The organism is Pantoea sp. SGAir0180, from assembly GCF_043546245.1.
Genome location: NZ_CP028071.1, coordinates 1,235,353 through 1,249,019, shown reverse-complemented (window position 1 = coordinate 1,249,019; position 13,667 = coordinate 1,235,353). Strand labels below are relative to the sequence as shown.

At 52.4% G+C, this 13,667-nt stretch carries 14 protein-coding genes and 1 tRNA gene; 7 read left to right on the top strand and 8 right to left on the bottom strand.

What is annotated here, in order from left to right:
- Positions 1–35: 35 nt before the first annotated feature.
- The gene (locus tag C1N58_RS05850; protein WP_033742089.1) at positions 36–1,256 is read left to right on the top strand and encodes a glycosyltransferase family protein; all 1,221 of its coding nucleotides are present in this window, start codon (positions 36–38) and stop codon (positions 1,254–1,256) included.
- 94 nt (positions 1,257–1,350) lie between these two features.
- Here the strand turns inward: C1N58_RS05850 and C1N58_RS05845 are convergent, their stop codons facing one another.
- The 5 genes from C1N58_RS05845 to C1N58_RS05825 all read right to left on the bottom strand — a co-directional run bounded on the left by C1N58_RS05845 (position 1,351) and on the right by C1N58_RS05825 (position 3,704).
- Positions 1,351–1,533 carry a YodC family protein gene (locus C1N58_RS05845; RefSeq protein ID WP_033742091.1) on the bottom strand — a complete coding sequence of 61 codons (183 nt, stop codon included), beginning with the start codon at positions 1,531–1,533 and terminating at the stop codon, positions 1,351–1,353.
- A 172-nt stretch (positions 1,534–1,705) separates the two neighbouring features.
- Complete coding sequence (locus C1N58_RS05840) at positions 1,706–1,837, bottom strand: hypothetical protein (RefSeq protein WP_006119592.1); 132 nt, start codon at positions 1,835–1,837, stop codon at positions 1,706–1,708.
- A 44-nt stretch (positions 1,838–1,881) separates the two neighbouring features.
- The gene (locus C1N58_RS05835) at positions 1,882–2,784 is read right to left on the bottom strand and encodes a DUF808 domain-containing protein (protein WP_054633597.1); all 903 of its coding nucleotides are present in this window, start codon (positions 2,782–2,784) and stop codon (positions 1,882–1,884) included.
- A 99-nt stretch (positions 2,785–2,883) separates the two neighbouring features.
- Positions 2,884–3,159, bottom strand: a complete 276-nt coding sequence (locus C1N58_RS05830) for a hypothetical protein (RefSeq protein ID WP_006119595.1) — start codon at positions 3,157–3,159, stop codon at positions 2,884–2,886.
- Between the two features lie 65 nt (positions 3,160–3,224).
- A complete protein-coding gene (locus C1N58_RS05825; RefSeq protein WP_058701674.1) occupies positions 3,225–3,704 on the bottom strand; it encodes a very short patch repair endonuclease in 480 nt (159 codons plus the stop codon).
- 233 nt (positions 3,705–3,937) lie between these two features.
- Between C1N58_RS05825 and dcm the strand changes: the two genes are divergently transcribed.
- Positions 3,938–5,326 carry a DNA (cytosine-5-)-methyltransferase gene (gene dcm, locus C1N58_RS05820; protein WP_282497973.1) on the top strand — a complete coding sequence of 463 codons (1,389 nt, stop codon included), beginning with the start codon at positions 3,938–3,940 and terminating at the stop codon, positions 5,324–5,326.
- Positions 5,327–5,427: 101 nt separating this feature from the next.
- Positions 5,428–7,044 (top strand): methyl-accepting chemotaxis protein, encoded by a 1,617-nt coding sequence (locus C1N58_RS05815; protein WP_394564686.1) that lies wholly within the window; start codon positions 5,428–5,430, stop codon positions 7,042–7,044.
- 69 nt (positions 7,045–7,113) lie between these two features.
- On the opposite strand, the gene C1N58_RS05810 is transcribed toward C1N58_RS05815, so the two are convergent.
- Both C1N58_RS05810 and C1N58_RS05805 read right to left on the bottom strand, forming a co-directional pair.
- A complete protein-coding gene (locus C1N58_RS05810; protein ID WP_006119599.1) occupies positions 7,114–7,365 on the bottom strand; it encodes an Arc family DNA-binding protein in 252 nt (83 codons plus the stop codon).
- 73 nt (positions 7,366–7,438) lie between these two features.
- The gene (locus tag C1N58_RS05805; RefSeq protein ID WP_039338268.1) at positions 7,439–8,143 is read right to left on the bottom strand and encodes a phosphohydrolase; all 705 of its coding nucleotides are present in this window, start codon (positions 8,141–8,143) and stop codon (positions 7,439–7,441) included.
- Between the two features lie 610 nt (positions 8,144–8,753).
- On the opposite strand from C1N58_RS05805, the gene C1N58_RS05800 reads away from it, so the two are divergent.
- The 3 genes from C1N58_RS05800 to C1N58_RS05790 all read left to right on the top strand — a co-directional run bounded on the left by C1N58_RS05800 (position 8,754) and on the right by C1N58_RS05790 (position 10,558).
- Positions 8,754–9,437 carry an ASCH domain-containing protein gene (locus C1N58_RS05800; RefSeq protein WP_033742103.1) on the top strand — a complete coding sequence of 228 codons (684 nt, stop codon included), beginning with the start codon at positions 8,754–8,756 and terminating at the stop codon, positions 9,435–9,437.
- Positions 9,438–9,602: 165 nt separating this feature from the next.
- Positions 9,603–10,370: a DgsA anti-repressor MtfA gene (gene mtfA / locus C1N58_RS05795; RefSeq protein ID WP_394550545.1), complete on the top strand. Its 768-nt coding sequence runs from the start codon at positions 9,603–9,605 to the stop codon at positions 10,368–10,370.
- A 112-nt stretch (positions 10,371–10,482) separates the two neighbouring features.
- Positions 10,483–10,558, top strand: a tRNA-Asn gene (locus C1N58_RS05790).
- Between the two features lie 199 nt (positions 10,559–10,757).
- On the opposite strand, the gene hemH is transcribed toward C1N58_RS05790, so the two are convergent.
- A complete protein-coding gene (gene hemH / locus C1N58_RS05785; RefSeq protein WP_394550544.1) occupies positions 10,758–11,720 on the bottom strand; it encodes a ferrochelatase in 963 nt (320 codons plus the stop codon).
- A 674-nt stretch (positions 11,721–12,394) separates the two neighbouring features.
- On the opposite strand from hemH, the gene C1N58_RS05780 reads away from it, so the two are divergent.
- Positions 12,395–13,633 carry an MFS transporter gene (locus C1N58_RS05780; RefSeq protein ID WP_054687634.1) on the top strand — a complete coding sequence of 413 codons (1,239 nt, stop codon included), beginning with the start codon at positions 12,395–12,397 and terminating at the stop codon, positions 13,631–13,633.
- The last annotated feature ends 34 nt before the right edge of the window (positions 13,634–13,667 follow it).

Below are 13,667 nucleotides of genomic sequence, written 5' to 3'. Positions count from 1 at the left end.
TGTGGTTCCTCGGGCAACCCCATAAGGATGATGCAATGAGTGATTTCTTTCAGAATGGCGTAATTACTAACTTTCATAATCTCACGCACCGCAGCGTCGAATCGCTGGAAAAAGAAATGGTGCGTTTTGCGCGTAAACGCAAAATGGGGTTAATTCTGCCCTCCCTGTTTTCTGAGCTGGAAGGACCGGCACTGAGCAAAATCGTCGATGAACTGGCCAAAGTGCCGTATCTGAATGAAATTGTCATCGGCCTGGACCGGGCCGATCGCGATCAGTTCCTCCATGCCCGCGAGTTCTTTTCTCGCCTGCCGCAGCGCCATCGGATCTTATGGAATGATGGTCCCCGCCTGAAGGCGATCGACGCGGAACTGGACAAAGAAGGTTTGTCGCCGACGAATCCGGGCAAAGGGCGTAACGTCTGGTTCTGCACCGGCTATACGCTGGCCTCCGACCGCACCAGCTGTGTCGCGCTACACGATTGCGATATTGTTACCTATGAGCGCGGTATGCTGGCACGTCTGCTTTATCCGCTGGCGAATCCCGCGTTTCAGTATGAGTTTTGTAAAGGGTTTTATGCGCGCGTCGCCGACGGCAAACTCAATGGTCGCGTGGGCCGTTTATTAGTCGGGCCGCTGCTGCGTTCCCTGCAAAAAGTGTATGGTCACTCGGAATACCTTGATTACCTCTCCAGTTTCCGTTACCCGCTCTCCGGCGAGTTCGCCATGCGTACTCATGTCCTTAACGGGATTAAAATTCCGGGTGACTGGGGCCTGGAGATTGGCGTGCTCTCCGAGATCTATCGCAATTACACCACACGCCAGTCGTGCCAGGTTGAGATTGCGGATAATTATGACCACAAGCATCAACCGCTGGCAGAGGATGACGGAACAGGCGGCCTGAAGCGCATGAGCAACGATATTGTTCAGTCGCTTTTACGTAAACTTGCCACCATGGGCGTGCCGCTCACCAGTGACTCCTTCCGCGTGCTGAAAGCCACCTACTATCGCAACGCGTTAGATATGATGGAAATCTACAATCATGAGGCCGCCATGAACGGACTGAAATTCGATCAGCACGTGGAAGAGGCTGCGGTCGAGATGTTTACCCAGGCTATCCTGGATGCGGGTCAGTCCTTTATAGAACGCCCAAATGACAAGCCGTTTATCCCAAGCTGGAGTCGGGTTCAGTCTGCCTTCCCGGATATACTGCAACGAATTTACAAGGCGGTAGAAGAGGATAATGACGGTAACGTCTAGCGTGCCATAGGTGGAAGACAGGCTATTACGTGACGTGATGCCTGGAAGGAAGACAGACGGGCCAGGTGTACAACACCGGCCCGGTCATCTGCAATCAGGACGTTAACTGCGGTTGTGACTCACGGGTGTGGCTGAGCTCGTCTGTCCGAAACGCCTCGCTTCTGACCGCATAACCATCATACCAGCGACACTCTACCATGCCACTGGCATGACCGGTCACCACCATCGTTTGCCCGCCGTCCTTATGCTGCACTTCATCACTGATTGCAAAAACCATGTTGCGCCCTCTTTATCCATTGACATTAATTCTTAATATTTATTTATAGCATGGTAAAAAAGTTGCTGCTGTTAAGGCGCGCAGAAAAAGGGCAAATTCAGAATAAAGTAGAAGGTTATCCTGGAAAGGAATAAAGCGGATAAGAGGCTATCCGCTTCAGAGGGAGGATGAATCAGATTTTGCAGCCTTCGCAATCCGCTTCGTCACTCAGGTCGTCAGGCACTTCGGCCGCCTTTTTTTCTGCCTTGGCTTCGGCCTGCTCTAACTGAGCATCTATATCGAATTCAAACATATCGTCGCTCATTGTTTTCTCCCCAGAACGCGTAAAAGAAGGCGCTGTTATACCGATTACCCACGCAGTTTGGCAATAAGGTTAACCACTAAAAGCACGATCGACCCAATGATAAAACCAATCACCAGGTTAGCGCCGTTACTCAGCAGCCCTGATACCAGACCGCTAAACGGAGCGATAGCATTTTCAATAAAGTGGTGCAAAGGCGTTATCCCGTGAACAATGATGCCCCCTCCCACCAGGAACATGGCCAGCGTGCCCACCACGGTTAATATTTTCATCAGCCAGGGTGCCGCGGCCAGCAGCACGGCACCAACTGACTGGGCCACCCGTGACGATTTTTGCTTTAACCAGAATCCCAGATCATCGATTTTCACGATGCCCGCCACAATACCGTAAACGCCAATCGTGACCAGAATGGCAATGCCCGCCAGGATCAGAACCTGATTCAGCAGCGGTGCTTCCGAAACGATGCCCAGCGTAATCGCGACGATTTCGGCGGACAAAATGAAATCGGTGCGCACAGCCCCTTTAACCTTTTTCTTTTCAAATTCACGCGGGTCCTGCTTTGCCAGGTTATCCAGACGCTGCTGACGGGCCTCTGGTGAATTTTGCTGCTTGTCGTGTTGCAGGCTGTGCAGCACTTTCTCGACACCTTCATAACAAAGGTAAGCGCCGCCAATCATCAACAGCGGCGTGATTAACCACGGCGCAAATGCCGAGATAATCAGCGCCAGCGGCACCAAAATCAGCTTGTTCAGAAACGAGCCTTTGGCCACGCCCCACACGACCGGCAGTTCGCGATTGGCTTTTACGCCACTGACCTGTTGCGCATTCAGTGACAGATCGTCACCCAGAACGCCCGCCGTCTTCTTTGCCGCGACTTTGCCCATTACAGAGATATCATCCAGCAGCGTGGCGATATCATCCAGCAACGTTAATAAACTGGTTCCTGCCAAAATATGTCCCTTATTCGGTCATCGACAACGACTTACATCGCAAACAGTGGAAGCCTCATCCTCGACGAAGCCCAACGGCACACGATGCGTGCGTTGTGACTATTCCGGTTCGTTATGTTGACAACATGGGCATCGTTCGATTTCCGTTACCGTCATCTCTGCGATGCCCTCACAATCCCATTCGACGCGCACCGCTTGCCCAGCCAGTCCTTCGCTATGCAGGTATTTACTGACCGGGCTTTCCGTCATGCCGGTAATTTCTTCCGTGGCCACCAGCGTTTCGCCCACATAAATTCTGGCGGTGGCTTTGGTATTCACCATGCGCTCATCACGAATCTGGTAGAGACGTTTAACCGTCAGTTTTATGCTGCTCATCTCGGTCTCCCGGTCACGGAAAAGCGTCTATCTAACATGTTATGTTACTGATGAGCAAGGCCCGATCATTCCTGCTCACGATAATGATGAATGCCCTGATGATCGATTTCAGCACTGTCATTCATCGCCAGTAACCACTCTTCCAGTCGTTCAAGCAACGCGTCGTCGTCGAGACGGAGTTTGCCACGCAGTGCACATTCCCAGATGATGAGAACCTTCCAGCCGCTCTCACGTAACTGCCGTACATAGCGATGGTCTCGTTCGACGTTGCTGTTAATCTTGCCTGTCCAGAACTCGGTGCGCGTGGCGGGTATCTTAAACAAATAGCAGTGATGACGATGCCAGAAGCAGCCGTGCACAAAGATAATGGCCTGATGAGCGGTCAGGACAAAATCAGGCCGCCCTGGCAGGTTTTTGTCCTGAACCCGGTAAGTGAATCCGCGATCTTTAAGCAACAGTGCGATGCGTTGCTCAATCGCAGTGTCCTGCTGGCGAATGGCGCGCATGTTTTTGCTGCGCGTTTCGCTGGAGTGAACGTCGGCCATAGCATCTCCTTAAAGGCTACTCATTCAACTTTAGTCGCCGTCCTGAAAAGCGAAAGCCACCTGGACAAAAGCGGCCATTTTTTTGCCGCTTCCGGACGGTAATCAGACGTCCGGTGCTACCTGTCCTGACTTTCCCACTCGCGTGTTTTGCAGCATACCGCCGCCGCGTCAGGCGGATTTCCTCATCGGGCAAGGAGTGATAGCATAGGCGCTTCACTGTTAAGGATATTTGCATGCACGCCGTCGCAACCGCTGAACCTCTTCTTTCTGCAGCTCTGCATTCCGATGAACTGAATCTGTTACACCAGGTCCTGTCGATCTATTCCGTCAGGGATATCGTTGCCCGACTGCATCAGGCCGGCTTTGCGCACTGGTCACCGACGCTCATCAACCGTATTCGTCAGGGTAAAAGCACACTGCCCGTGCTGAGCACTGCGGAGCGGGATCTGTTCGAACGCTTATTGCCGTCTCGTCCTGCGCATTATGATGCACCTGCGTTTCGTTTTGTTGATCTGTTCGCCGGCATCGGGGGGATTCGTCGCGGATTTGAGCGCATTGGTGGAAAATGTGTCTTTACCAGTGAGTGGAATAAAGAGGCGATTCGCACGTACCGGGCCAACCATTACAGCGATCCGCTTGAGCACCACTTCAATACTGATATCCGCCAGGTCACGCAGCCTGCCGGGCTAAACGATGAAGCAGCGATCTACTCCTCCATTGATGCAGCCATCCCCGATCATCAGGTGCTGCTGGCAGGCTTTCCTTGTCAGCCTTTTTCGCTGGCTGGCGTCAGTAAGAAGAATGCATTGGGTCGGGCGCATGGGTTCGAATGTCAGGCGCAGGGTACGCTGTTTTTTGATGTAGCACGCATTCTTGCCGCCAAAAAACCGCCCTTCTTCGTGCTGGAGAACGTGAAGAACCTAAAAAGCCATGACAAAGGCCGGACCTTTGCCATCATCATGGACACGCTGGATGAGCTGGGCTATGCCGTCGCGGATGCCGATGCCAGTGCACCGGATCCGAAAGTGATTGATGCCCGCCATTTTTTGCCTCAACACCGCGAGCGTATTGTGCTGGTGGGCATTCGACGGGACATTGCCGGCTGCGAGAATTTTACCCTGCGCGACATCAAACGCTTTTTCCCTGCCCAGGTGCCCAGCCTGCAAAGTTTGCTGGAAGCCGCACCTGATGATAAGTACATCCTGTCGCCGGTGCTGTGGCGTTATCTGTATCAGTATGCCAAAAAGCATAAAGCGCTGGGGAATGGCTTTGGCTTTGGTCTGAACGATCCGCGCAATCTGCAGTGCTGCGTGCGCACCCTGTCTGCCCGCTACTATAAAGATGGCTCTGAGATTTTGATCGATCGCGGCTGGGACGCGGATAAAGGCGAGCGTGATTTCCTTGATGCCACCAATATGGCGCATCGTCCCCGTCGTCTTACGCCCCGTGAATGCGCACGCATCATGGGCTTCGATGATGCCGGCAGTGAGCCTTTTCGCATTCCGGTCTCCGACACGCAAGCGTATAAACAGTTTGGTAATTCCGTTGTCGTCCCCGTTTTTGCCGCCGTGGCGCAGCTTCTCCTGCCCTACATCCGCGATTTACAGCATAAAACACGCTAAAAGTTGCGCTTAGGCGCAACCTTTCTCCTCTTTTCCCGCTGCCAGGCGATATTGTCACAACCTCGTCATACAAGCCCAGAATACTGCTGCTTTTTCACTTGATGGGTAGAATGATGTCACCTCTCACGTTGTTATCCCTGCGCAGTCTGAAGCGTCGCTATCGCGTCAAACTGCCCCCGGTGCCCACCTGGCTTACCAGCCTGCGCGGCAATTTTATGCTGTTCGTTGTGCTGTTTTGTTTGCTGCAATCCATCGGGATTGTTCTGCTGACCGCGCAGGTCAGCCATACCAAAGTGAACCTGACGCAGGCGAGTGCCATGCGCGACCGGCTGGCGCTGCTCGATCACGCTCGCATAGAGCTGCTGACGGCCAGCGATAACAGCCACCGGGCAGGCATTTATCTGATGGAAGATCAGAAAAGTGGATCGGTGGACAGTTGGAAGAGCCTGGCGCAAACCGCAAAATCTTCACTCGTGCATGCAGAACAGCTGTTTGCTCAGTACCATGCCGTTCCCAAGGGGGAGCTTGAGCAGGGTTTCATGATGTTAACCCAGGGCCTTGAAGAGCAGCTTAAAGGCCTGGAAGCCAATAATATCGATGCGTTCTTTATGGTGCCGATGCAGGCTTATCAGCAGCAGTTTAACAGCGCCTGGTTTAACGAAATCACCCAGGCCAACAAACAGCTTTCTGCCGTCAACAACCTGACACTGGAGACGCTGACCACCAGCCGTAACCTGTCGCTGCTGGTCACAGGGCTGCTGTTTACGCTGTTGCTGACGGGTGGAGTTTTGCTGCTGCGCGGCGTGATTATTCCTTTAAGACTGGCCAGCCGCCAGCTGCAGGCTATCGCCACTGGCGACTTAGTCAGTTGCCCGCAACCGCCTCGTCTGCAATCGTTAGAAACCGCCGGATTGTTTAACGCGGTGGCGGATATGCGGCAAGGGCTGCGCACCATTGTGGCAGAAATTAATACCATAGCCGCCAGCGTGGCGGAGGGCGCGCGGGAAATGCAGCATACCAATGACCAGGTAAGCGAGCACTATAAGGTGCAAAACAGCAGCTTTAGTCATATTTCGCAGCGCCTGCATCGTGTCTCGGAAGAGGTTGAAAACAGTACGCTGTTTTCGCAACAGGCCGCACAGCAGGCACATGTCGCGGATGAACTTATGCAGCAGTGCGCCAGTCAGGTCGATGAAATGGAGGTGCAGATGCGCCACATCGTCGATTCCTCAGGGGAAATCGCCGGCATTGTCGAGCTGCTGGACGGTCTTTCACTGCAAACGCGTCTGCTGGCGTTGAATGCGGCGATTGAATCAGCGCATGCAGGGGTTTATGGACGCAGCTTTAGCGTCGTGGCAAAAGAGATGGGTACCCTGTCGAATAAAAGCGGCGAGTCGGCACAGCAAATTAACGGGCTGGTGAACAATACACAGCTGCATATTTCTGAGGGATTCAACAAGGTGAAGTCACTGGAAGCCTTGTTTTACCAAATCAGTCAGTCGGTCAGCGCCGTGGTCACCCAGTTAAAAGAACTGGAGGAAAACGCCACAGCACAAAGTCGCCGCGTGTCTGGCATTGCCGCCGAAGTGGTGGCGCTGGACAAGGAACTGCATACTAACGAGGGGCTTACGGCGCGGCAGGTACGCACCGCCGATACCTTACAACATCAGGCCTCACGCCTGGCCGAAAGCGTGCAACAATTTCGCATTGCCGTCTGAATACGCGCTCTGAATAAAAAAGCCGCCTTTATCAAAGGCGGCTTTCATCGCGAGAACAACCGATAACCATTATTTCTTTTTCTTACTCTGCTTCTTAAGCAGCGTACGCAGTTGTTTAATTTCGCTGGAACTTAAAGCATCCGACGCGCCTTCTTCCGTGTTCTGACTGTCGATGGCGGGCTGAGAAGGTGCTTCGAGGCTGGCCTGCAGACGTTGCACGATCTCCTGACTCATTGATACCTGGTTTTCAAGCGCCAGCTGTTTAATGTGTTCTTTCAATGCAGGATCAATTTTAATCGTCAAATTAACAGTTTCGGTCATTTCCTCACTCCTTTTTTGTTATTGCTTCCACGCTACCGGATGACTGTATCGATTCCTATACTGTCATAAAAATTTAATATTCAGCGTGTAAGGGACTAAAATCACGAAGTACTGCTTCATCCAGACTAACCAGATTACCCTGCAGCTCAGCACACAACTTGGCCATATAGCGTACCAGGAAGTCCGCGTTGTGTTCTGCGAGTCTCCGCCCTGCTTCGGTTTGCATCGTTTCAGGCAACCGTAACAGCTTGGTTTGAAAGTGATCCAGTGTCCATTTCACATCATTAAGTTCACGCGCTTTCCCCAGCGGGTCTTCACTGTTGAACAGAGGACGGTTCATCGTACCGGCCGTGTAAAACACCCGGGCCAGCCCGATTGCACCCAGCGATTCCAGCCGATCGGCATCCTGAACGATTTTCGCTTCAGGGGTTTCAGGCGTGATGGCCGCGCTAAAACTGTGTGCCTGAACCGCGTGCATCACTCCACCGATTAATTCGGCAGGAAAATCCGTAAAGTCCTGCTGCAGGATACGCTGCGTTTCGCTGGCGGCGTAAGTGGAAGCCTTGTGACGTTCAGGATGGTTTTTCGGTAAGTTCACCACATCATGAAAGTAGCAGGCAGTCAGGACGATCAGGGGGTCGGCAGATGTACCTGCCATAATGCGCTGCGCGCTCATCCAGACCCGACGTAAATGCGCAATATCGTGTGCGCCATCATCATGAATCCAGTTTTTTTCAAACCAGGTTTCATAGCGAGCCTGCCAAAGTGCAAGTGACATAATCTTTTCCTGTAAGGGTTATTTTCGTCTCAATGGACGACCTGTTACGCGAATAGGCTTTGTCATCATAACGAATGGCTAATGACATTTTCTTTACATCGCTAAGGAAAAAGCCGGTCGGGACCTTTAAATTCCTCTTAAAAATGAGACGCTGATCATTTTTATGGCAATTTGCTACCAGGAAAACAGGCATTTGCTGCTTTTTCAGCCTTGACTGATTCAGTTTTAGGCAGGATGAATAGTTTAATATTAATAATGATTAATCAGCGCTATTTTATCTCAGAGTGAGGGAATTGATGTCATAATAAAAATGTAAAAAACAATAAAAGCGGCGAAAATTATAGATGGATAAATCTGAAAAGGTTCCTATTTTTGCCGATATAACGTACTGTATTCTCACTATCAGATGTCCGGTAATACGCGTTAACAGCAGTACTGATGATTTTTTATCCACTCCTGTCCGGTGGATTAAAAATCATCACAACTGAGCGAACCACACGGTGGCCAATTATCAGGAATAATGATTTATATTTTTTATGATATTGCCACCATTTAGGTGCCCTTTTTGTTTCAGCAGTAACCGGGATCGACTAATAAAAAGAGGTAATCCATGAAAGAGCGGCCGATTCTTTTTTCCGAACAGCGGGTCCGAGCCCTGCTGGTTGGCCAACAAACCCAAACCCGGCGCATAATGAAAACGCAGGCTTTTGGTCCAGGCCAGGATCATCATGAAGGGGTACATGCCTTTGATGTGCAGGCTAATCACCTGCACGGTGACAAAATGATGGCCATGAACGACATTCGTTATCATTGTCCTTACGGCATGCCTGGCGACAAGCTCTGGGTCCGCGAAACCTGGCGTGGCCCCATCGTGCCTGAACATGCGCTGGCGGATTATGAACGCGATCCCACCCCGTTTCGCTCGCCGGACTTTTGCCAGTACCGGGCGGACAGCAATGAACTGGGCCAACATACGTCAGGCGGACCGGACGCCGAGCAGTTTGGCTGGCAAACAGCCATTCATATGCCGCGCTGGGCAAGCCGCATCGACCTGATTATTACGGATGTGCGCGCAGAGCAGATTCAGGATATTAGTGAAGACGACATTATGGCGGAAGGTGTGCAGACCGACTCGCACTTCCTGAACAACTTCTTTACCATGAACGTCAATTCTGAACTGCCTAAAGAAGCCTATCGCAAAGCCTGGCAAAAACAGTACGGGGCAACCAGCTGGCAGGTTAACCCGTGGGTTTGGGTTATTGAGTTCGAGCGTGCCACGCGCGAATCAACTTAGCCTGCGCTTTGTGGGCTGAATCACAGACAATTTCCTTGCTAACAGGTTGAATATTGCTCCTTCATCCCTGAAGCCTGACGATGCCAGCATGCCGTTTTGATGCTGGCATTTTACTGTCTGGTCGCTCAGGGTTCTGCAATTGCAGCATTCAGTGCGGAACCAACGATGTTTAAATGGCCATGGAAAACACACAGCAATACGGATCTGACTGACCTGCCCTGGCAGGCCGGGCTGACACAGCCGATTTTTACCCTCCTCAACCACGATGAACGTCAGTCGCTGCAGGCCATGGCTCAGCATTTTCTGCAGCAAAAAAAACTGGTTCCGCTTGAAGGCTGTCAGCTTGATACGCTGCGTACCGTGCGCATTGCTTTGCTGTTCTGCCTGCCGGTGCTGAAGCTGGGGCTCGACTGGCTGGACGGCTTTCACGAAGTGCTCATTTATCCCGAGCCTTTCAATGTGGATGACCTGTGGCAGGATGAGCATGGCCTGGTCCATCACGCCCCTGCCGTCCATGCCGGGCAAAGCTGGACGCAAGGGCCGGTCGTGCTCAACTGGCTGGATATTCAGGACTCCTTCGATCTTTCCGGCTACAACCTGGTCATTCATGAAGTGGCGCACAAACTGGATGCGCGCGGTAGCGGTTATACCAGCGGCGTGCCAATGATGCCGCTACGTGAGGTTGCCCAATGGGAAAAAGATTTGCGTAGCGCGATGGCCGGGATTGAACATGAAGTGGAAAGTGTCGGTGAGCAGGCCGCCAGCATCGATCCCTATGCCGCCAGCGATCCGGCAGAGTGTTTCGCGGTATTATCCGAGTATTTTTTTACGGCCCCGGCCCTGCTGGCGGAGCGTTTCCCGGCCATGTACCGTCATCTTCAGCACTTTTATCAGCAGGACCCGTTAAGCAGAACAGGAGCCGCTCACGACTAAATCGCCTGCTTTGCAGACGCATTGCTTTAAAGCTAGCCAGTTGAATGCTAAACGCTTTTATACTGTTGACACCCTGAGCCGACCTCGTTACTATTCGCCTCGTTCACACGATTCCTCTGTAGTTCAGTCGGTAGAACGGCGGACTGTTAATCCGTATGTCACTGGTTCGAGTCCAGTCAGAGGAGCCAGAATTAAAAAAGCCTGCTTACGAGCAGGCTTTTTGCTTTTCAGCCGATCGCCTTTCTCTGCCTTCTCTCCGCGCGTGCTTTACGGCCAAATTTAGCAATCTGCCATCATAAAATGCTGCAGGTTAATAAAAAAAAGCCAGAATGAACGCATTCTGGCTTTGTCGCTACCGGTCTTTAACAAGTGACGGACCGCAGCACGCTATTTCGCGCCCTCCGCCAGCTGGCGCAGCATCTCAATATGAACAGGTTTATCATTGAGCGCAGGAATATAGGTAAAGGACGCCCCGCCCGCATGCATAAAGATTTCCCTGTTCTGCTCATCCAGTTCTTCCAGCGTTTCCAGACAGTCTGCCGCAAAGCCCGGACTGATTACCTGCAGGCTTTTCACGCCTTCCGCAGGCAGATTTTTAATGGTTTCATCGGTATAAGGCGTTAACCAGGGTTCCCTGCCGAAACGTGACTGGAAGGTCATCACTACTTTTAGCGAAGGCATGTTCAGGGCGTCGGTGAGTAATTTCGTCGTTAACGCACAACGCTCCTGATATTTGTCGCCTTCGTTTGAAAACCTGACTGGTATACCGTGATAGGAGACCAGTAAGGCATCCGGCACGCCATTGGCCTCAAACGATTCAAGCACGGACGTTTTTAACGCATCGATATAAGCAGGATGATCAGCATAGTCGTTGATGAAGTTGATCGCCGGTGTGTAGCGGTTCTTCATCGTCTGCAGGTGACGACTCACGCTGTCGAAAACGGATGACACGGTGGACGAGGAAAACTGCGGATACAAAGGAATAACGATAATTTTATCGACACCTTTCGCCAGCAGCCTGTCGATAGCGCCCCCGATGCTCGGCTCACCATAACTCATGCCCAGCTCAACAGGCATGCCTGTCAGCGCTTCCAGTGCGCGCGCCTGACGGACGCTGTACACCATCAGCGGTGAACCTTCGTCCATCCAGATAGAGGAGTATAATTTGGCCACGCGTTTGGCGCGTAGCGGGATAATTACGCCATGCAGGATCGGGCACCACAGGATCCGGGGTAAATCGACCACTCTGTAGTCGTGCAAAAATTTCGATAAAAATGTTTTAACCGCAGCAGTCGTGGGTTCTTTTGGTGTTCCAAGGTTAACAATTAAAACACCCTGTTTATTCGTCATTAGCTGGGACCTCTGAAAACCCAAGGAAAAAAAGTGCCTGAACACTGTAGCACACTCAAGGACATCATCTCCTCCGTCTGCGCCTTTTGCGTCAGTGACGGCGAAACGAAGGCCTGGCGGAGACTTCTGCGACGACGTCGAGTCAGCCTGCCAACGTCTTTGCTGACGTCTTACGCCGCCTTATGAGCCCGGACTATGGATGAAACAGTCAGGCGGGCTTTAACGTCTTTTACGCCGTAAAAAGCGTTATGCCCTGCGAGCCCGCCTTTATGTGCTTTTTGACACGGCTTTGCCTGACGGTCAAAAAACATTGGATCGTATCTTATCATCGCTGCGTCGACGAAAGACCAATAGCTCTGATAAGTCGCGTCCCTTCCGATCGGCTCGTACATTTTCTGTGGTGAATGATAAAAAGTAATCCGGCAATTCCCCATTATTCAGCGGGTTAAAATCACATCTTGTCGATATTTTGATTTATTAAACTGAATATTGAGCATGCTAATATTTAGGGCTCTATCTGTGCTGACTGACGCTGCCCATGTCGTGAATATCGCGCGGACCGCCAGGCAGTAACATCGCCATGCTTTAGTCAGAAAAAACCAGACTGCATCATGGTCATCAATCAGACTGAGGCAATCACTTTTGCCGCGAGGCTTTTCGGGACAGGAATCAGGATGCGTACAGGCGTTTCAACAGGCGAAGACTCGCTGCTGCAACACAGGTCATTTGTGGCGTTTTGGCTCGCCCGAACCTGCTCTTCATTTGGTTTTCAGATGTTTTCCGTGGCCGTCAGCTGGCAAATCTATGCAATAACCCACAGCGCGATGGCGTTAGGCATGATTGGCCTGATGCAGTTTCTGCCCTCAGTGCTTCTGGCGTTGCCGGCAGGACATCTGGCCGATCAGTTCGACCGCCGCCGTATCGTGGTTATCGGCCAACTGATTGAGTGGGCCGCGCTGCTCGGCCTGGTGGCGCTGACGCTATTGCACTGGGCAGACAAACTTGAAATCTGGGGGCTGGTCTTTCTGATTTCGCTGGCGAAAGCCCTGGAATGGCCAGCCATTACCTCTATGTTGCCGGCGCTGGTCCCGCCACCGATTCTGGCGCGCGCCATGGCGGCCAGCTCTGTTGGCGGTCAGGCGGCGGTGATCGTCGGGCCAACGCTGGGTGGCCTGCTGTATATAGCCGGTCCCGAGGTGGTTTACGGGGTTTCAGCCCTGTTTTATTTATTCTCGCTGATACTGGTGGGTTGCTTACGTTATGAACGCCCTCCTCAGGAACGTGTGCCGATGACGCTGTCGAACATGTTTATGGGCGTGCGCTTTATTCGCGAACGCAAGGATGTTCTGGGCGTAATATCGCTCGACCTGTTCGCCGTGTTACTGGGCGGGGCGACCGCCCTGCTCCCTGTCTTCGCCCAGGATATTCTGCACACCGGGCCATGGGGACTTGGCCTGTTACGCGGTGCGCCGTCAGTGGGTGCCCTGTTGGTCGGTGTCTGGCTCAGCCGTCATAAGCTGGAAAAACATGTCGGCATGATTATGTTTGGTTCCGTGGCCGGTTTTGGCCTGGCGACGCTGCTGTTTGCGCTCTCAACAAAACTGTGGCTTTCTCTGCTGGCGCTGGCCGCACTGGGCGGTTTCGATATGGTGAGCATGGTGATCCGTGGCGCACTGGTTCAGCTGGATACACCGGATACGATGCGCGGCCGCGTCAATGCGGTTAACGCTATCTTTATCAATACCTCAAATCAATTGGGTGAGTTTGAATCCGGGCTGCTCGCGGCATGGATGGGCGCGGTGCCCGCCGCCGTCATTGGCGGCGTCGGGACACTGGTGGTGGTTGGGCTCTGGATGATGCTCTTTCCGAATCTGCGGAAAAGGCAGAAGCTTGAGAATGAAACGGTGGTGTGAGTGAGGGGGTATTTTAAGTGTACCCAGCCGAACA